The organism is Brachybacterium sp. J153, from assembly GCF_036311905.1.
Lineage (GTDB): Bacteria > Actinomycetota > Actinomycetes > Actinomycetales > Dermabacteraceae > Brachybacterium.
Genome location: NZ_JAZDCH010000027.1, coordinates 16,991 through 35,237, shown reverse-complemented (window position 1 = coordinate 35,237; position 18,247 = coordinate 16,991). Strand labels below are relative to the sequence as shown.

At 73.4% G+C, this 18,247-nt stretch carries 15 protein-coding genes and 1 tRNA gene; 9 read left to right on the top strand and 7 right to left on the bottom strand.

Features of this window, described 5'->3' with window-relative positions; all coding sequences use genetic code 11:
* The first annotated feature begins 4 nt into the window (after positions 1-4).
* Positions 5-1,165: a DUF6636 domain-containing protein gene (locus V1258_RS13575; RefSeq protein ID WP_329750186.1), complete on the top strand. Its 1,161-nt coding sequence runs from the start codon at positions 5-7 to the stop codon at positions 1,163-1,165.
* Here V1258_RS13575 and V1258_RS13570 read toward each other — a convergent pair whose 3' ends face one another.
* The 4 genes from V1258_RS13570 to V1258_RS13555 form a co-directional block, all read right to left on the bottom strand.
* A complete protein-coding gene (locus V1258_RS13570) occupies positions 1,166-1,630 on the bottom strand; it encodes a hypothetical protein (RefSeq protein ID WP_329750185.1) in 465 nt (154 codons plus the stop codon).
* 159 nt (positions 1,631-1,789) lie between these two features.
* Positions 1,790-1,861: transfer RNA gene (locus tag V1258_RS13565), tRNA-Thr, on the bottom strand.
* 69 nt (positions 1,862-1,930) lie between these two features.
* Positions 1,931-2,752: a DsbA family protein gene (locus V1258_RS13560; RefSeq protein ID WP_329750184.1), complete on the bottom strand. Its 822-nt coding sequence runs from the start codon at positions 2,750-2,752 to the stop codon at positions 1,931-1,933.
* A gap of 111 nt (positions 2,753-2,863) precedes the next feature.
* Entirely contained in the window at positions 2,864-4,858 is a 1,995-nt protein-coding gene (locus tag V1258_RS13555) for a serine/threonine-protein kinase (protein WP_329750183.1), read from the bottom strand.
* Between the two features lie 188 nt (positions 4,859-5,046).
* Between V1258_RS13555 and V1258_RS13550 the strand changes: the two genes are divergently transcribed.
* From V1258_RS13550 to V1258_RS13525, 6 genes are all read left to right on the top strand, one after another.
* Positions 5,047-5,724 carry an AIM24 family protein gene (locus V1258_RS13550; RefSeq protein ID WP_329750182.1) on the top strand — a complete coding sequence of 226 codons (678 nt, stop codon included), beginning with the start codon at positions 5,047-5,049 and terminating at the stop codon, positions 5,722-5,724.
* A gap of 34 nt (positions 5,725-5,758) precedes the next feature.
* A complete protein-coding gene (locus V1258_RS13545) occupies positions 5,759-8,065 on the top strand; it encodes a circularly permuted type 2 ATP-grasp protein (RefSeq protein ID WP_329750181.1) in 2,307 nt (768 codons plus the stop codon).
* Complete coding sequence (locus V1258_RS13540; RefSeq protein WP_329750180.1) at positions 8,058-9,041, top strand: transglutaminase family protein; 984 nt, start codon at positions 8,058-8,060, stop codon at positions 9,039-9,041. The genes V1258_RS13545 and V1258_RS13540 overlap by 8 nt, the downstream gene beginning before the upstream one ends.
* A gap of 124 nt (positions 9,042-9,165) precedes the next feature.
* The gene (locus tag V1258_RS13535) at positions 9,166-10,071 is read left to right on the top strand and encodes a formate transporter FocA (protein WP_329750179.1); all 906 of its coding nucleotides are present in this window, start codon (positions 9,166-9,168) and stop codon (positions 10,069-10,071) included.
* 170 nt (positions 10,072-10,241) lie between these two features.
* Positions 10,242-11,708, top strand: a complete 1,467-nt coding sequence (locus V1258_RS13530) for an FAD-dependent oxidoreductase (RefSeq protein WP_329750178.1) — start codon at positions 10,242-10,244, stop codon at positions 11,706-11,708.
* A 174-nt stretch (positions 11,709-11,882) separates the two neighbouring features.
* Positions 11,883-12,860, top strand: a complete 978-nt coding sequence (locus tag V1258_RS13525) for a zinc-binding dehydrogenase (RefSeq protein ID WP_329750177.1) — start codon at positions 11,883-11,885, stop codon at positions 12,858-12,860.
* 111 nt (positions 12,861-12,971) lie between these two features.
* Here the strand turns inward: V1258_RS13525 and V1258_RS13520 are convergent, their stop codons facing one another.
* Positions 12,972-13,394 carry an organic hydroperoxide resistance protein gene (locus tag V1258_RS13520; RefSeq protein ID WP_329750176.1) on the bottom strand — a complete coding sequence of 141 codons (423 nt, stop codon included), beginning with the start codon at positions 13,392-13,394 and terminating at the stop codon, positions 12,972-12,974.
* Complete coding sequence (locus tag V1258_RS13515) at positions 13,391-13,987, bottom strand: TetR/AcrR family transcriptional regulator (RefSeq protein ID WP_329750175.1); 597 nt, start codon at positions 13,985-13,987, stop codon at positions 13,391-13,393. Before V1258_RS13515 ends, V1258_RS13520 begins: the two co-directional genes overlap by 4 nt.
* Positions 13,988-14,096: 109 nt before the next feature.
* Here V1258_RS13515 and V1258_RS13510 point away from each other — a divergent pair, with 109 nt between their 5' ends.
* Positions 14,097-14,489 carry a DUF1304 domain-containing protein gene (locus tag V1258_RS13510; RefSeq protein WP_329750174.1) on the top strand — a complete coding sequence of 131 codons (393 nt, stop codon included), beginning with the start codon at positions 14,097-14,099 and terminating at the stop codon, positions 14,487-14,489.
* Positions 14,490-14,512: 23 nt separating this feature from the next.
* Here the strand turns inward: V1258_RS13510 and V1258_RS13505 are convergent, their stop codons facing one another.
* Complete coding sequence (locus tag V1258_RS13505) at positions 14,513-15,724, bottom strand: pyridoxal phosphate-dependent aminotransferase (RefSeq protein WP_329750173.1); 1,212 nt, start codon at positions 15,722-15,724, stop codon at positions 14,513-14,515.
* Positions 15,725-15,938: 214 nt separating this feature from the next.
* On the opposite strand from V1258_RS13505, the gene V1258_RS13500 reads away from it, so the two are divergent.
* Positions 15,939-18,230 carry an alpha-galactosidase gene (locus V1258_RS13500; RefSeq protein WP_329750172.1) on the top strand — a complete coding sequence of 764 codons (2,292 nt, stop codon included), beginning with the start codon at positions 15,939-15,941 and terminating at the stop codon, positions 18,228-18,230.
* Positions 18,231-18,247 lie beyond the last annotated feature (17 nt).

The window sequence follows — 18,247 nt, the reverse complement described above, 5'->3', positions numbered from 1 at the left end:
CACGGTGGCAGAGCCCCGGACGACCGCGCAGGAGGCCGCGGACCCCGCGACGAGCCCTGAACGGCTCCTCGAGCTGGCCCAGCACCACCCCGAGCTGCAGGTGCCGCTGGTCCTGAACCCCGCCACGCCGCAGGTCGCGAAGGACTGGATCCTCGCCACCTCCCCCGAGGCGCGCCAGGCGCTCGAGCAGGCGGAGGGAGCGCGGGGCGAGGAGGGAACCGTGGGCGCGGAGCCGTCCGAGGATCCCGACGCCACCCGCCGCCACCCGATCGTCACGGACTCCCCCGCGTTCGAGTCCGGTCCCGAGACCTCCGCCTGGGGCGACCTCGCGAGCGCCCCGGACTCGACCCCGTCCGCGGCGGATCCGGAGGCGACCGCCGCCTGGACCCCTGTTCCGCAGGAGGCGCCGGCCCCGGCCGCGGCCACGACCGCGGCCGCCGGCCCCACGGGGACCGTGCGGATCGCGCCCTCCTCGGGCGTGGTGCCGCTCCCGTCGACCCCGGACCGCGAGGCGCCCGGACCGGTCGCCGCGCCCGGCCCGGCGTACGGCGCCCCGACAGCCGCCCTCCCGGCGGCCCCGGCACCGCAGGCCGACGACGGCGAGGGCCGACGCGATCGGCGGATGTGGTTCGCCTGCGGCGGCTGCCTGCTGCTGGTGCTCGTGCTGCTCGTGGTCGGCGGTCTCGTGGGCCGCGCCTGGCTGAGCGGTGACGAGGAGGGCTACGAGCGCGACAGCTCCACGACGGCGGCGGAGGAGCCCGCGGAGGGCTCGAGCCCTGCGGAAGAGTCCACGTCCCCGACCGAGGACCCTGTCTCCCCCGCTCCGGAGGACGCCCTCGAGATGTCCGCGGTGCAGTCGCCCACGGGGAACATCCGCTGCGAGCTCGACGGCGACACCGTCGCCTGCTCGCTCGAGGAGACCCGCTACGACGAGGACGTCGAGGACTGCGGCGACTCCCAGTTCACGATCCGCGCGACCGGCGAAGAGGTCGCCCTCGACTGCGAGGGGACGGTCGGGGCCGAGGGCGCGGAGACGCTCGAGTACGGCCAGACCGCGGTCGACGGGAATGTCGCCTGCACCAGCCGCGACGACGGCATGACCTGCTGGGACGTGCGCTCCGGGCACGGCTTCATGGTCAGCCGCGGCACCTACGAGACCTTCTGATCACCCGCTGAGCGCGACGATCCCGGTCCCGACAGCGAGCACGACGCCGCCCGCGATCGCGAGGATCCCGATCACCTCCATCGGGATCCAGAACACGGAGTGCGGGCCGTGCCGGCCGATCTGGCGCTTCCCGTCCTCCAGCACCTGGTCGACGAGGGCGTGCGCCTCCTCGCGGTTGGAGGGTCGGACGTTCCCGATCACCAGCGTCCCCTCGTCAGCGGCGCGGGTCAGCCGGGGCTTCTCCACCTCGGCCCAGGCCAGCGACCGCTTCCGCGGGCCGATGATGTTGAGGTACCAGCCGTGGGCGGTGGCGAGCGCCCCGCCGATCGCGATGCCGATCCCCGCGAGCGGCCCGGCCGCCGCCGAGGACTGCAGCACCGACGCGCCCAGCAGCCCGCCGAGCAGCGCCGCGCACAGCGCGATGTAGAGGACCGCCAGGACGCCCCAGCCTCGCCAGATGATCATCGGTGCTCCCCCGTACTCGTGCCGCCGCAGCGGAGCGCGGCGAGGCGGCATCCCCCTGATGCCGCAGGCTCCGAGCCTAGGCCGGGAGCATCCGTGCCGCACTGGGGAGAAGTCCCCATTCCGGGGAGCGGAAGACCGGCATGGCGCCCGGCCGAAGAGAGCTGGAGACGGGATTCGAACCCGCAACCACCTGTTTACAAGACAGGTGCGCTACCGTTGCGCCACTCCAGCGGAAGGGGCCGATCGGATGCCCGACCGGCCCCAGATCCTAGCGAACTCGTCGCCCGCCTCGACCGAGGCTCAGCCCTCGCCGCCGTCGGAGGCCTCGGCGCCGCCCGCGTCGGAGGCCGTCGAGCCGCCCGCGGCCTGCACCGCCGCGAGGAACGCACCCTCGGTGGTCCACTCCCCGAACTGGGTGCCGTCGATCGCGATGTACGGGGTGCCCTTCTGCATCTCTGAGGCGTACGGCTCGGCGACCTGGCGCACCCACGGCTGATAGGTGCGGGAGGTGAGGCAGCCCTGGACGGCTTCGGTGGCGCCGGCCTGCTGGGCGTAGTCCCAGATCTGGTCGTCGGTGAGTCCGGCGGTGCCCTCGGCGGGCTGGTTGGCGAACATCAGCTGCTGGAAGGTCATGGCCGCGTCCGGGTTCTCCTCGTACACGCAGACCATCGCGTTCGCGGCCCGCGAGGAGTAGTCACCGGTGGTGGAGGCGGTGTCGAGCATGCGGCGGGGCACCAGGTGGAGGGTGATCGTGTCGTCCTCGACGAGGGCGGCGACGTCCTCGCCGTTGATCTGCTCGAACTGCCCGCAGTAGGGGCACATGAAGTCGAGGTGGACCTCGACCACGGGGGCGCCGGAGCCCTCCTCCGCGCCGAAGCTCAGGTAGGGCTGGTCCTGCGCCATGCCGGCGGGGACAGCCACGGGACCCGCCGGGCGGGTGGTCCGGTAGATCAGGTACCCGGCGCCCGCGACGATCACGAGCGCGGCGACGGTCACCGCGGCGATCACGACGGTGCGCACGGTGCGCTGGCGGCGCAGCTCGGACTCCCGCTGTTTGCGCAGGGCCTCCCGTTGTGCCTCGCGGCGCTCCTGCGCTGACTTCGACGATCCGGACGCGGCCATGTGCTGCTCCTGTGCCTCGTGCCCGAGGCGCTGCTGGGTGACATTTCCGCTCGGAGTGTAACTGCCGGGACCTGGCCGCGGCTGGGTGCGATGGTGCACGTCACGGCGCGGTCAGCGCCGCCACACCGCCACGTCCTCGAGCCGGGGACCGGTGGGGAACGGGAAGTAGTCGACCATCCCCTGCCGGGCGAGGATCGCGGCGATCACGGCACCCAGGAGGAGCAGCAGCAGCCCCAGGAGCACCCCGGTCCACATCCGGTCGGGGGCCGCGGCGTCGAGCATGCGGTGGGCGCCCCGCCTGGTCGTGCCGCTGCCGAGACCGACCCACGTGATCAGCAGGGTGACGCCGAGGGCGATCGCGAAGACGACCCCGTCGGGCGGGGCGGGGCCGCCGCTGAGCAGGGTCCAGGCGGCGTCCGTCGCGATCCCCACCAGGAGGCCCAGGATCAACGGGAGCAGCGCCTGCAGGGCGAGCTCGACCAGACCGCGCAGCAGGCCGAAGGGGGCCAGCAGGCCGGCGGTCACGAGCGGTCCGCCGCCGACGGCCCCGCGCAGGCGCTTCTCGGCCACGGAGCGGTGCGAGCGCTCCCAGGTGCGGGCGGTCGCGCCGAGCAGGACCATCAGGGTCAGGGCGACATAGGGGGCGACTGCGGCGAGGCCGACGAGCAGCAGGTGGCCCAGCCAGACCAGCACGGGTCGCCGCGGCGCGGGCGGCAGCGGCGTCGCCCAGCCGTAGGGGCCGGGAGCACCGTAGGGGCCCGGCATCGGCTGCGGCGGCATCGGCTGCGGTGCGCGCTGCGGCTGCGGCTGCGGCGGCTGCGGTGCGCGCTGCGGCTGCGGGACGGGCGCGGTCATCGGCCCGGCGGGGGCTCCCGCCCAGCCCGCCTGCTGCGGCGCCCGCTGCACCGGATGACCTGCCGGACCGCCCAGTCCGGCAGGCGGCCCCGCCGGGGGTGCGGCGGCCGGCACGGCCGGCAGCACCTGTGTCGGCGTCGACAGCACCGGCAGCACCTCGGTGACCGGCTCCGCGGGGGTGGCCGTCCGCGGCAGCGCCTCGGTCGCGGCGGGGACGATGGGCAGGACCTGCGTCGGGGAGGAGATCGGGACCTCGTCGGTGCTCTCCTCCGGCACCGGCGCCGTCACGCTGGTGCGCTCCGGATCCTCGGCGGTCCCGCCCCCCGGGGTCCCCGGCAGCGCCTCCGTCATCCCGGCCTCCGCATAGCGCTCGAGATCGAGCTCGGCGAGGGAGGCGAGCAGCTCCTCGGGAGCGGGGCGCTGCGACGGGTCCGAGGTCAGCGCCCGGCGCAGCCACTCCCCCAGCTCGACGGGCGTCCCGTCCACGTCGAGCTCGCCGCGCTCGGCCCGCAGGAAGACCACGTCGGCGCGGCCCGCGCCGTACGGCTCCCGCCCCGTCGCGGCGAAGGCGAGCATCGCCGCCCACGCCCACCAGTCGCCCGCCTCGTCGGTGCGGTCCGAGCGCAGCACCTCCGGGTCGAGGTAGGCGGCCGTGCCCATCACCAGACCCGTCGACGTCAGCCGCGACTCCTCGGCGGCGACGGCGATGCCGAAGTCGATGATCACCGGGTCGAGCCCGTCGCCGTCCGGGTCGAAACCGTCGAGGTCCGCGTCGCCCGCCCCGCGCAGCAGCACGTTGGACGGTTTGAGGTCGCGATGGATCACCCCCGCGCCGTGGATCGCGCGCAGCGACTCCCCGAGCACCAGGCCGATCTCGCGCACCGCCTCCGGGTGCAGCCCGCCGCGCACCCGCACGGCGTCCTCGAGGGTCGGGCCCGGCACGAACTCTGTGACCACGAAGGCGTCGGCGGAGTCGAGCTCCGCGTCGAGGATCCGCACGATGCTGTCGTTGCGGACCCGCTGCTGGGCCGCGACCTCCCGGGCCAAGCGCTCGCGCGCTCGCGGATCCTCGGCGATCTCGTGGCGCAGCAGCTTGATCGCGACCTCGTGCCCGTCGGCGTCGTGCGCGCGGTAGACGATGCCCATCCCGCCCGTGCCGATGCGGCCGAGGATCTCGTAGCCGGAGTCCTCGGCGAGCGCGACCAGCCGCGGGTCGCGGAGATCTCGTCGGGGCGTGCGGGGGTCGGCCATGTCGGCCATGCTACGGAACCGCCGTCCCGCCCCGGGCGCCCTTCACCGCTCCGCCACAGGGCCCCCACCGGACCGGCGGGACCACGCCCCTCCCCCGGCGGGTGCGCGCCGTGAGACGATCGGGCCCGTCGGCGCGGTGGGCGTCGTCACATCCCGGGCAGCGCCCGGCCGAGAGAGGAAGGGCCCTCATGCGCTCGAACCTGTTCGATGCCTCCAACCAGGAGCGCCAGACCACCGACCGTTGGGCGCTGCAGTCCTCGAAGATGCTGCGCTGCTCGCTGAACCCGCAGGCGCCGGAGATCATCTCCGCCCAGGGCGCGATGGTCGCCTATCAGGGCCAGATGGAGTTCTCCTACCAGGGCTCCGGCGGCGGGATGAAGCTGCTGAAGAAGATGGCCACCGGCGAGGGCGGCAACCTGATGCGCACCCGCGGCCAGGGCGAGATCTTCTACGCCCGCCAGGCGGAGGAGATCTTCCTGATCCAGCTCGAGGGCGAGGCCCTGACGCTGAACACCAAGAACATGCTCGCCTTCGACAGCTCGATCCAGTGGGACATCCGGTCCCTCGGCGGCGCGGGCTTCATGGCCGGCGGCCTGTTCAACCTCCTCCTCCAGGGCCAGGGCATGGTCGCGGTGACCTCCGACGGCCCGCCGATGCTGCTGGACTGCTCCCAGCAGCCCACCTTCGTGGATCCGCAGGCCGCGGTGTGCTGGTCCGCGAACCTGCAGCCGCAGATCAAGAACGACTTCAAGATGGGTTCGCTCATCGGTCGCGGGTCCGGCGAGTCCTTCCAGCTGGGCTTCCACGGCCCGGGCTTCGTGGTGGTGCAGCCTTCCGAGGGCGCGCCGGTGGTCACGGCCGGCTGAACGCCCGCCGCCTCGGCATACCTACGGTCACCCGGTGAACATCACCGCCCCACCGGTCCTGGCCACCGAGCTGGACGAGCTCGGCGCCGCGGGCCGGCGCCGGGCCGCGACGTCGGCGGCGGCGATGATCGCCGCCGACGTCTCCATCCCCCCACCGCTCGTGGACCCGGTCCCCGTGGTCCTCGACGTGGGCGAGTGGGAGCAGATCTCCGCCGGGCTGATCCAGCGCGCTCGGCTGTTCGACGCGCTCTACGCCGACCTCTACGGCCCCCGCACCGTGCTCGCGACCGACGTCGCCCCAGTCGCCGAGCTCCTCGCCGACCCCGCGTACCTGCGCCCCGCGGTGGGCATCCCCTCACGCGGGAACCACCATCTGTTCCTGCTCTCGACGACCATCGCCCGCACCGCCGAGGGCTCCTGGACGGTGCTCGAGGACGCGGTGGACGTCCCCGGCGGAGCGGGCCTCGCCCTCGAGCTGCGCCGCGTCCTCTCCCGCTGCGCGCCCTCGCTCTACAGCACCACCCCGCTGCGCCGGCTGCACCCGTACTTCGACGGGGTCCGGACCGCCCTGCACCAGCGCACCCGCGCCGGCGGGCGCGTGGGCCGCACCGTCGTGCTGGCCGACGACGCCGACGACCCCGCGCGCGCCTTCGACCACAGCTGGCTCGCGAACCTCCTCGGCGCCCCGCTGGTCTCGGCGGGCGACCTGCGCACGGGCTCGGGCGCCCTCACCCTGCGTCTGCCGGGCGGCGACGAGGACCCGGGCGACACGGTCGACGCCGTGCTGCGCCTGGTGCCCTCGGCGGGGTTGGACCCGCTGGACCTCGGCCCGTCCGCGGGCGGTGGGGTCACCGGCCTGCTCGAGGCGGCGCGGAGCGGCGACGTCGAGATCTTCAACCCGCTCGGTGCGGGCCTGCTCGAGAACCCGGCGCTCGCCGCCGCACTGCCCGACCTGTGCCGGCAGATCCTCCACGAGGACCTGCTGCTGCGTCCCGCCCCCGAGGACCTGCGCGACGGCGGGACCGCCGCCGGCTGGCCGTCGGCCGATCCCGCGGGCGGTGACGGCCTGGTGGACCGGCCCCTCACCCTGCAGATGCTCGTGATCGCCACCGGGGACGGCTACGAGGTGCTCCCCGGCGGCGTCGCCCGCACCGCCGACGCCGGACCCGAGGCGCTCAAGGACGTCTGGGTGGTGCCCGCCGAGACCAGCGTCCCGGGTACCGCCGGGAACCCCGGGGAGGAGACGGCCGATCCCGCCCCTCGCGTCCTCCCCGCGATCGACACCGCGGAGGACCCCGCCGGTCTGCTCAGCGCCTACCCGGCGATGACCCGGTCGATCGGCTCGGACCTGTTCTGGTTCGGCCGCTACCTCGAGCGGGTCGACCTCACCGCCCGCATGCTGCGCACCGTGCTGGACACCGTCAACGACCTCTCCTCGGAGCGCTCGCCCTCGGCCCGCCAGACCCAATCCGTGCTGCTGCGCGCCGTGACCGACGTGACCACGACCTATCCCGGCTTCGCCGCGATCGACGGGGCCTCGCCCTCGGCGATCCGCCGGGAGGTGCGCAGCCTGCTCACCGAGGTCGGGCGCCCCGGTTCGCTCGCGCAGTCCTACGTCGCCCTGGCCCACACCACCCGCACCCTGCGGGACCTGATCACCGATGACGTGTGGCCCGTGATCGCCTCGATGCGAGCCCGTTTCGCGGTCCTGGACGGTCACGACCTGCAGCCCGTCGAGCAGGCGCTCACGGAGGTGGTCGACGGCTGCCTCACGCTGTCCGGCGCCGTCTCCGACTCCATGCCGCGCAATCTGGGCTGGGACCTCACCGAGGCGGGGCGCCGGATCGAGCGCTCGCTCGCGCTGCTCGCCCTGCTCCGGGCGACGCTCGGCCGGCGCCTGCCGCGCGCCGTCGAGACCCGCCTCGCCCGCACCGTCGCCCTGATCACCGAGTCCGGGGCCGCCTACCGCCGCGCCTATCACGCCGCGGTGCGCCCCGAGCTCCTCCTCGAGCTGCTCCTCGCCGACACCACCCTGCCCCGCTCGATCGCCTTCCAGATCGAGCGGCTCTCCGCGGCCCTGGACCGGCTGCCCGAGGGCACCCCCGCCCTCGAGCTGCGGGCGCCGCTGACCTCGCTGCGCACCCGGCTGGCCGGCTGGCATGCCCACGACCTGCTGCAGCCCGCGGAGGACGCCGGGGCCGGTCCCGACGGGACACCGACCCCACTGCTCACGGAGATCGACGGCGCGATCGCCTCCCTGCGGGAGCTGGCCACCGCCCTCGAGAACCGCTTCTTCCGCCCGTCCGAGTCCACGTCCCGCTGGGGGGTCGACGATGTCTGATCCGCTCCGTCCCGGCACCCTTCCCGAGATCCCCCTCCGCCACGGCGAGGAGGAGCCGGCGCCCGCCGTGGACTACCAGGTCCACCACCTCACCCGGTACCGCTACGCGAAGCCGGTGACCCGCAACGTCGGTCGCGCCCACGTGGAACCGCGCGCGACCCCGCACCAGCGGGTCCTCTCCCACGAGGTGGTCGTGGACCCGGCTCCCGCGCGGCTCACCGCCCACACCGACTTCTACGGCAACTCCTCCACCTATCTGCTCGTCGACCAGCCCCACGAGCAGCTCGACGTGCACTCGCACGCCCTGGTCAGCGTCGCCGAACGGCGCTACCCGGCCGAGCACCTCGACCGCCCGTGGGAGCAGTGCACCCCCGAGCACTGGGGGACGCTGATCCCGGCGGCGAGCATCGACTTCGTCCACGCCTCGCCGCGGATCCCCGCCGGGAGCGCGGCCCGGGAGATCGCGGCGGAGGTCTTCGCCCCGGAGCGTCCCATCGGGGAGGCCCTCGCGCACCTGACCGCGCTGATCCACACCGACTTCACCTACGACGCGGCCGCGACCACCGTCACCTCGACCCTTGTCGAGGTGCTCGCCGCACGGCACGGCGTCTGCCAGGACTTCGCGCACGTCGGCCTCGCCGCGGTCCGAGCCGCCGGTCTCGCCGCGCGGTACGTCTCGGGCTACCTGCGCACCGCCCCCTCGACCTCAGGGGCCCTGGGCACCGAGCCGGTCGGGGAGATGATCGGCTCCGCGGCCTCGCACGCGTGGCTGAGCGTGCTCGTGCCGGGGGCCGGCTGGGTGGACGTGGACCCCACCAACCGCACCTTCGTCGACCAGCGCTTCGTGACCACCGCCTGGGGCCGCGACTACGCCGACGTGCCCCCGCTCAAGGGCATCGTCTACGGCCCGCCGGGGGCGACGAGCACCCTCGACGTCGCCGTCGGGGTCGTCCCCCTCTCGGACCCGGCGACCTGAGCGGGGCGGATCCGCCGGAAGTCCCTCCGGAGGGTGCCCCGGGGGTCCTAGCCTGACCACGGAGGATCCGAGCCGTGCCCTCGGCGCGACCCGGATCCGGTCACATCCCCGTCCAGGAGCCCCCATGTCGCACCCCACCTCGAGCCCCGCCCCTGCCACGGCGGCACAGAGCACCCGGATCCCCGCCCCGACGGCCCTCGCCGCGTCCCTCGAGGACGCGATGCACGCCAAGGCCACCGCGCCGCTGGACCGCATGTTCCTGCTCGCCCTCTCGGGCGGCGGGTTCATCGCCCTCGGCTTCATCGCCATGATCACCTCACAGCAGGGCATGGCGGACTGGCCCGTCGGCCTCGCCAAGATCCTCGGCGGCACCGTCTTCGCCATCGGCCTCGGCCTGGTCGTCATCAGCGGCTCCGACCTGTTCACCGGCACCACCCTGACCTCGATGCCGTGGCTGTCGAAGCGGATCACCACCGCGCGGATGCTCGCCCACTGGGGCATCTCCCTGCTCGGCAACCTGATCGGCGCGGTGACCGTGGCGCTGCTCGTGATGCTCGCCGGCACCCACACCACCAACGGGTCGGCCTGGGGCCTGGTGGTCCTGAACCTCACGCAGGGCAAGCTCTCCCACGACTGGCACCAGGCCTTCGTGCTCGGCGTCCTGGCGAACCTCGCCGTGTGCCTCGCGGTGTGGACCGCGACCGCGGGCACGACGGTGACCGACAAGCTCCTCGCCGTGACCGGCCCGCTCGTCCTGTTCGTATCGACAGGTTTCGAGCACTCGGTCGCGAACATGTTCCTGCTCCCGATGGGTCTGCTCGTGAAGTACGGCGCGGGCGACGGCTTCTGGGCCGGGGAGGCGGTGCGGGCGGCCGGCGTCGACCGCGGCGACTTCGCCGCGATCACGGTCGGCGCGGTGGTGTGGGACAACCTGATCCCGGTGATCCTGGGCAACATCGTCGGCGGAGCCGTGCTCGTCGGCGCCTACTTCTGGACCATCTACCGCCGCCGGGAGGGCTCCGCCGCCTGAGCCCCGTGTCGCCCCGTGAACGCGTGTGCGCGGACTGGCGTCGCCCCGCTCACACTCCTCCGGGGGAGAGCATTAACGCGTATACAGTGGTTCGGAAATCCTGGCGGTCCGGGGAGACCCTCGCCGCCCTGCAACCGATCGGCGCCGCCGCGCCACGAGACCGAGGTGCGATGTCCTCCAACCCGCAGCCCTTCCGCCTGGCCGTCGTCGGCGCCGGACCTGCCGGCGTCTACGCCGCCGAGACCCTCCTGCGCACCCAGCAGGTCAAGGACGGCGAGCTCGAGGTCGCGATCGACCTGTTCGACCGCCTCCCGGCCCCCTTCGGCCTGATCCGCTACGGCGTCGCCCCCGATCACCCGCGCATCAAGGGCATCATCACCGCGCTGCACCGCATCCTCGGCCGGGGCGACATCCGCTTCCTCGGCGACGTCGAGTTCGGCACCGACCTGACCGTCGAGGATCTCCGCACCCACTACGACGCGGTCATCTTCGCGACCGGCGCCCTCAAGGACGCGGACCTCGACGTGCCCGGCATCGAGCTCGAGGGCTCCTTCGGCGCGGCCGACTTCGTGGCCTGGTACGACGGCAACCCCGATTACCCCCGCACCTGGGAGCTCAACGCCGAGCACGTCGCCGTGATCGGCAACGGCAACGTCGCCCTCGACGTCGCCCGGGTGCTCGCCAAGAGCGCCGACGAGCTGCTGCGCACCGAGATCCCCGCGAACGTCTACGACGGGCTGAAGGCCGCGTCCACCACCGACGTGCACGTCTTCGGGCGCCGCGGCCCCGCGCAGACCAAGTTCTCCCCGCTCGAGGCGCGCGAGCTCGCGCACCCGACGGGTCTCCAGGTGGTCATGGACCCGCGCGACCTCGAGCAGATCACCGAGGCCGAGTGGGAGACCATCCGGGCGGACAAGCGCACCGACCAGATCGTGCAGACCTTCGTGGGCTGGACCGAGGAGCAGCAGCGCCGCGAGGCCGCGGGCGAGGCGCCGACGGACGCGCACGGCGGCCCGGTCTCCCGCCGCCTGCACCTGCACTTCTGGCATCGCCCCGTCGAGGTCCTCGGCGAGGACGGAGCCGTCACCGGCATGCGCTTCGAGCGCACCCGCCTCGATGCCGACGGCCGCCTCGAGGGCACCGGCGAGTTCGTCGACTACGAGCTCGGCGCGGTCTACCGGGCGGTCGGCTACCACGGCTCTGAGCTGCCCGGGCTCCCCTACGACGCCGCCCGCGGCGTGGTGGTCAACCGGGCCGGGCGCGTCACCGAGGCCGACGGCACGGTCATCCCCGGCGTGTACGCGAACGGCTGGATCAAGCGCGGACCCGTCGGCCTGATCGGTGCGACCAAGTCCGATGCGATCGAGACCATCACCTGCCTGCTCGAGGACATCGCCGCGGGCACCCTCGCCGCCGCCCCCGAGCGCGAGGCCGATGCGATCCTGCGTCTGCTCGACGAGCGCGGCGTCGAGTACACCACCTGGGACGGCTGGATGGCGCTCGACGAGCACGAGAAGGCCCTCGGCGCCGCGGCCCTCGACGCCGACGGCGAGCCGCGTGCCCGCATCAAGGTCGTGGACCGCGAGGAGATGGTGCGGGTCTCGCGCGACGGCGCTCCGCTGCCCTCGAACGCCTGAGCCGCGCGCAGACGTCGCCGGCATCCCGCCACACAGGGGCCGGAGGTCGGACCGGAGAACCGGTCCCGGCCTCCGGCCCCTGTGTGAATCCCGGAACAGCGCATCCCGGGCACGGTCCCCGTCGGTCCCGAGTGCCTATAGTGGAATGACCATTCCACAACGAGAGGCACCCTGATGCTCACCGTGACCTATGACCGCTTCGGCGAACCCGCCGATGTCCTCCGCACCGCCGCCGTCGACTCCCCGACCCCGGGTGCCGGCGAGGTTCTGCTGCGGATGCTCCTGAGCCCGATCCACCATCACGACCTGTGGACGATTCGCGGCACCTACGGTGTCCGCCCCGCGCTCCCCTCCGGCGCGGGCAGCGAGGGCGTCGCCGTGGTGGAGGCCCTCGGGGAGGGCGTCGAGGGGCTCGCCGTCGGCGACCGGGTCGCCGCGAGTGCGATCCCCGGTGCCTGGGCGGAGCTCGTCACCGCCCGCGCCTCCTCGCTGATCCCGCTGCCCGCCGAGCTGCCGGACGAGTCCGCCGCCCAGCTCGTGGCCATGCCCTTCAGCGCCGTCTCCCTGCTCGAGCACCTCGATCTCGCGCCCGGGGAGGTACTCGTACAGAACGCCGCGACCGGGGCAGTCGGCCGCCTCGTCGCCCAGTTCGCCCGGATCCGCGGGATCCGCGTGATCAGCCTCGTGCGGCGCGGCAGCGGCGTCGAGGAGCTCGCCGCGCAAGGCATCGGCGACGTGATCGCGACCGATCGGGAGGACTGGCAGGAGCAGGCGCGCTCCCTGATCGGCGAGGCGCACGTCGCCGCCGGTCTGGACTCGGTCGGCGGGGAGGCGTCGGCCCAGGTGCTCTCGCTGCTCGGTGACGGCGGCCGCCTGGTGGTCTTCGGCGCGATGGGCGGCTCGACCATGGCCCTCCCCTCCGGACCGATCATCTTCCGGAACCTGAGGGTCGAGGGGTTCTGGGGCTCCCGGGTCTCGCAGGAGATGTCCCCCGAGGTGCGGCGCCGCCTCCTCGGCGAGATCCTCTCCGGCCTGCTCTCCGGCGAAGTCACCTTGCCGGTCGCGGCCACCTTCGCACTGGACGAGGTCACCGCGGCCGTGGCTGCCACGCTGACCGACGGCCGACAGGGCAAGGTGCTGCTGCGCCCGTGAGTGGCGCCTCGGGGCCCCGTCGGCCCCGGGCCGCGAGGAGCCCCGCCGGCATCACACCCGACGGGGCTCCTGCATTCCGCCTCCCGCTCACGCAGGATGCGGGCGGCGACGTCAGTCGTCGGTGACCGTGACGACCACCGGGATGTTGCCCCGGGTGGCGTTCGAGTAGGGGCACACCTGATGGGCCGCGTCGGCCAGCGCCTGGGCGGCGTCGTGATCGAGATCGGGGAGCACCACCTCGAGCTCGACGGCGAGCGAGAAGCCGCCGGAATCCTCGGAGCCGATGGTCACGCGGGCACCGACGCTCGAGCCGTCGATCGCGACCTTCTGCTGCCGGGCGACGGCCTGCAGGGCGGAGTGGAAGCAGGCGGAGTACCCGGCGGCGAAGAGCTGCTCGGGGTTGGCGCCGGCGCCAGTGCCGCCCATGGCGGTCGGGACGGCGAGGTCGAAGGCGAGATCCGACTCGGCGACATCGACGTGGCCGTCGCGGCCGCCGCCGGTGGCCAGGGCTTCGGTGGTGTAGAGGGGCTTCATGGGTGTGCTTGCTCCTGGTGCTGGAGTGCGGTGAGGGCGGAGTCGAGCGCGGCGGTGGCCGCATCCCGGTCCACCCGGGTCATGACCAGCGCGCTGATCAGCAGCGCGACGCAGGTCTCGACGAGCTGCGCACGCTCCTGCGGCGACTGGTCGGGGCGTCGGGCCTGCGCGCCGCGGGTGAAGGCGGCGTGCAGCTCGGCGCGATAGGCGCGCACGGCCTCGGCGATCCCGTCGTCCCGGGCGAGCCCGGAGCAGGCGGTATTCACCAGCAGGCATCCGTCGGGAAGGGTGCGGCCGGACGGGTCCGCGAACAGCGCGCGGGCCGCGAGGAAGTAGCGCTCGAGAGCATCGGGGGCGACCTCGGGCGCGCGCAGCGGGGCGAGCCCGGGGCGGACGACGCGCTCGAGGTAGTCCTCGATTGCGGCGTCGAACAGGCCGCGCTTGGAGCCGAAGGAGTGGTAGATGCTGCTGGCGTTCAGTCCGGTGGCCCGCTGCAGGCTCGCCATGGAGGCGCCCTCGTACCCTTCGCTCCAGAACACGTCGCGGGCGGAGCGCACGGCGTCCTCCCGCACGAAGGCGGACTGTCGTCCCATGTTCCCTCCTGCTCGCCGCCTGCTCGTCGTCGTTCCTCGCCCGGGCTGTCGGTACCGGGCACGACCCACTATAGTGGAACGATCATTCCAAGAGACCGCGGAGGCCCTCGTGCTCATCCTCGGTTCCGTCCTGGCCCTCGCCGCGGCCGCGCTCCACGTCGTCATCTTCCGCGTGGAGTCGCTCGCCTGGGGCGGGCCCCAGGCGCAGAAGGTGTTCGGCGCGCAGAGCCCGGAGGAGATCGCCGCGACCCGCTCCCTGGCCTTCAACCAGGGCTTCTACAACCTGTTCCTCGCCGTGCTCGCGGCGCTCGGCGCGGCGCTGGTCCTCGCGGGCGGCGTGACGGTCGGGGCGACGCTGTCGCTCGCGGGGACGGGCTCGATGCTCGCCGCCGCGACCGTGCTGCTGCTGAGCTCCCCCGCGCACCGCGCGGCCGCCGTGAAGCAGGGCGGGCTGCCGCTGCTGGCCGTGCTCGCCACGGTCCTCGGCCTGCTGCTGCGCTGAGACCGGGGGCCGCGCGGGAGGTCTCAGCGGCGGATCGAGGCCAGGTGGTCGGCGATCCGGTCGACCGCGTCGGCGAGCACATCGGCCTGCGGCAGGGTGACCAGCCGCAGGTGGTCGGGCTCGGGATAGTTGAAGCCGGTGCCGTGGTTGACCAGCAGCTTCTTGGAGCGGAGCAGGTCGTAGGCGAACTGCTCGTCGTCCTCGAGCCGGTACATCTCGCGGTCGATGCGCGGGAACATGTAGAGCGCCCCGGAGGCCTTCACGACGCTCACGCCGTCGATCGCACTGAGGCCCTCGTAGGCGACGTCGCGCTGCTCGCGCAGCCGCCCGCCCGGGAGCAGCAGCTCGCCCACGCTCTGATAGCCGCCGAGCGCGGTCGCCACGACGTGCTGTGCCGGGACGTTCGGGCACAGGCGCATGTTCGAGAGCACGTCGAGGCCCTCGATGAAGCTGGTCGCATGCTCTTTCGGGCCGTAGAGCGCCATCCAGCCGGCGCGGAAGCCCGCCACCCGGTACGCCTTGGACAGGCCGTTGAAGGTGATCGTGAGCAGGTCCGGGGCGAGCTTCGCGACATGGGTGTGGACCGCGTCGTCGTAGAGGATCTTGTCGTAGATCTCGTCGGCCAGGATCATCAGCCCGTGCTTGCGGGCCACCTCGACGATCTCCCGCAGCACGTACTCGGGATAGACGGCGCCGGTGGGGTTGTTGGGGTTGATGACGACGATCGCCTTGGTGCGCGGCGTGACCTTGTCGGCGATGTCGGAGACGTCGGGCCACCACTGCTGCTCCTCGTCGCAGCGGTAGTGCACGGCGCGGCCGCCGGCGAGCGCAATCGAGGCGGTCCACAGCGGGTAGTCGGGCGCGGGCACGAGCACCTCGTCACCGTCGTCGACGAGCGCCTGGCAGGTCATCTGGATCAGCTCGGAGACGCCGTTGCCGAGGTAGATGTCGTCGAGCTCCATGCCCGGCATGCCCTTGGTCTGGTAATACTGCGCGACCGCGCGGCGGGCCGGGAGGATGCCCTTGGAGTCGGAGTAGCCCTGCGCGGTGGGCAGGTTCCGGATCATGTCGACGAGGATCTCGTCGGGCGCCTCGAAGCCGAAGGGCGCGGGGTTGCCGATGTTGAGCTTGAGGATCTTGTGCCCCTCGGCCTCCATGCGGGCTGCCTCGGCGGGGACCGGTCCTCGGATCTCGTAGCACACATCGCGCAGCTTCGAGGACTGGGTGAAGATCATCGGTCGGCTCCTGCCGTCTCGGAGGGGAGAGGCCAGGGTAGCGCCGCAGGAAGCAGGCGCTGCAGGTGCCCGGATGCTGGCGCGCGGGCCGGCCTTGACGCCGAGGCGGAGGGGGTTTACTTTCGAGGCGTAAGTAAATGGCCGGATCGGCCAGCGACGGTCCCGATCCCCGGCCCCGCCACCCCCTGCAGTCCCCCGATCAGGAAGAGCGCCGATGCCTGCCGATCCCCGCACCCACCGCCTCCACCTCCGCGCGGCCGGGGTGTCCCTCGTGCTCGACACCACCGGCGGGCGCATCCCCGCGATCCTGCACTGGGGCTCGGACCTCGGCCCCCTCGACGCCTCGGGGCTCTCCGCCCTCTTCGCCGTCACCACCCCCGCGATCTCCAGCAACGGACCGGACGTGCCGCTGCGCACCGGCCTGCTCCCCCAGAACGCCGACGGCTGGCTGGGCCGACCGGGCCTCACCGGCGCCCGGGACGACGGCTCCGGCACCGCCCCGCGGCTCCGCGTGCTCGGCGTGCGGATCACCGAGGGCGGCGCCGGGCGCGACCTCGTCCCCGGCGCGGACGATGCCGTCGAGACCGGCCCCGCGCTCGTGCGCTTCGATCTCGCCGACGAGGAGCTCCGCCTCGGGGCGCTGCTCGAGGTCGAGCTGCTCCCCTCGGGGCTGGTGCGGGTCCGCGCCGAGGTCACGAACCTCGGCTCCGACACCTACACGGTCCAGCACCTCACCCCGGTGCTGCCGGTCCCGCTGGACGCCGATCAGATCCTCGACTTCGGCGGCCGCTGGACCAAGGAGCGCGCTCCCCAGCGGCGCGCCATGGTCACCGGCACGCACCTGCGCGAGAACCGGCGTGGGCGCACGGGGGCGGATGCCGCACACCTGCTGCACCTGGGGACCTCCGGCTTCGACTTCTCCTCCGGCGAGATCTGGGCCGTGCACACCGCCTTCTCCGGCAACCATGTCCACCTCGCCGAGCGGCTCTCCGCGGGGGTGCAGGTGATCGGCGGCGGCGAGCTGCTCCTGCCCGGCGAAGGTCGCCTCGACCCCGGCTCCTCCCTCGCCTCCCCGTGGCTGTACGGCGCCCACTCCGCCGCGGGCCTGGACGCGATCGCCCACCGCTTCCACGCCCACCTCCGCGCCCGGGAGGCGCACGGCGGACTCCCCTACCCCGACACCCGCCGCCCCGTCACCCTCAACGTCTGGGAAGCCGTCTACTTCGATCACGACCTCGCCGTGCTCTCCGAGCTCGCCGACCGCGCCGCCGAGCTCGGCGTCGAACGCTTCGTGCTGGACGACGGCTGGTTCGGCTCGCGCCGCGACGACTCCTCCGGACTCGGCGACTGGACCGTCTCGCAGGAGGTCTGGCCCGATGGCCTGGGCCCGCTGATCGATCACGTGACGGGCCTCGGGATGCAGTTCGGGCTGTGGTTCGAGCCGGAGATGATCAGCCCGGACTCCGATCTCGCCCGCGCCCACCCCGACTGGATCATGGCCCCGTCCCCCGAGCGGATGCCGCTGCCCGCCCGGCACCAGCAGGTCCTGAACCTCTCGATCCCCGCCGCGTGGCAGCACATCCACGACGCGATCGACGCCCTGCTGACCGAGTACGACATCGCGTACATCAAGTGGGACCACAACCGCGACCTGGTGGAAGCGGCGACGCAGGCCACCGGCGCCGCGGCCGTGCATGCGCAGACCCTCGCGCTGTACCGGCTGTGGGACAGCCTCAAGGCCGCCCATCCGGGCCTCGAGATCGAGTCCTGCTCCTCGGGCGGCGCCCGCGTCGACCTCGGCATCCTCGAGCGCGCGGACCGGATCTGGGTCTCCGACTGCATCGACCCGCTCGAGCGCGCGACCATGAACCGCTGGACCGCCCAGCTGGTGCCGCTCGAGCTGATGGGCAGCCACATCGCCTCGGGGGCCTCCCACACCACGGGCCGGCTGCACTCGCTCTCCTTCCGCGCCGCGAGCGCCCTGCTCGGCCATCTCGGCATCGAATGGGATCTGCGCCAGGCGAGCGACGCGGAGCTCGAGGAGCTGCGCACCTGGATCGCTCTCCACAAGGAGCACCGCGACCTGCTGTTCACGGGCGACCTGGTCCGCGCCGATCGCGGCCAGGACAGCATCTGGATCGCCGGGGTGCTCTCCCCCGCCCGCGATCGCGGCCTGTTCACCGTGACCGCCGTCGACACCCCAGACATCGCCCCCGTCGGCGCCCTGCGCCTTCCCGGGCTGGACCCGGAACGCCCCTACCGGGTGCACCTGCACCGGATCGGCCCGGCGCCCACGGGGTACACCTGGCCCGCCTGGGCGCGGCAGGGCGTCGACCCCGCCGCCGACGGCCGCGGCCGCGGCTACGGGCCGCCCGAGCTCATCGACCACGTGGACGTCCCCGGCTCCGTGCTCGTGCGCACGGGCCTCGCCGCCCCCGTCATGGCTCCCGAGACCGCCTTCCTGCTCGAGGTCGAAGCGCTCCCCTCGGGCTCGCCTCGACCCTGACCCCACCGACCCCCACC

What these genes read in the sequence shown, in the direction of transcription:
- V1258_RS13570 (WP_329750185.1), bottom strand. Translation starts at nt 1,630, where the DNA reads ATGATCATCTGGCGAGGCTGGGGCGTCCTGGCGGTCCTCTACATCGCG.
- V1258_RS13560 (WP_329750184.1), bottom strand. Translation starts at nt 2,752, where the DNA reads ATGGCCGCGTCCGGATCGTCGAAGTCAGCGCAGGAGCGCCGCGAGGCA.
- V1258_RS13555 (WP_329750183.1), bottom strand. Translation starts at nt 4,858, where the DNA reads ATGGCCGACCCCCGCACGCCCCGACGAGATCTCCGCGACCCGCGGCTG.
- V1258_RS13550 (WP_329750182.1), top strand. Translation starts at nt 5,047, where the DNA reads ATGCGCTCGAACCTGTTCGATGCCTCCAACCAGGAGCGCCAGACCACC.
- V1258_RS13540 (WP_329750180.1), top strand. Translation starts at nt 8,058, where the DNA reads ATGTCTGATCCGCTCCGTCCCGGCACCCTTCCCGAGATCCCCCTCCGC.
- V1258_RS13535 (WP_329750179.1), top strand. Translation starts at nt 9,166, where the DNA reads ATGTCGCACCCCACCTCGAGCCCCGCCCCTGCCACGGCGGCACAGAGC.
- V1258_RS13530 (WP_329750178.1), top strand. Translation starts at nt 10,242, where the DNA reads ATGTCCTCCAACCCGCAGCCCTTCCGCCTGGCCGTCGTCGGCGCCGGA.
- V1258_RS13525 (WP_329750177.1), top strand. Translation starts at nt 11,883, where the DNA reads ATGCTCACCGTGACCTATGACCGCTTCGGCGAACCCGCCGATGTCCTC.
- V1258_RS13520 (WP_329750176.1), bottom strand. Translation starts at nt 13,394, where the DNA reads ATGAAGCCCCTCTACACCACCGAAGCCCTGGCCACCGGCGGCGGCCGC.
- V1258_RS13515 (WP_329750175.1), bottom strand. Translation starts at nt 13,987, where the DNA reads ATGGGACGACAGTCCGCCTTCGTGCGGGAGGACGCCGTGCGCTCCGCC.
- V1258_RS13505 (WP_329750173.1), bottom strand. Translation starts at nt 15,724, where the DNA reads ATGATCTTCACCCAGTCCTCGAAGCTGCGCGATGTGTGCTACGAGATC.
- V1258_RS13500 (WP_329750172.1), top strand. Translation starts at nt 15,939, where the DNA reads ATGCCTGCCGATCCCCGCACCCACCGCCTCCACCTCCGCGCGGCCGGG.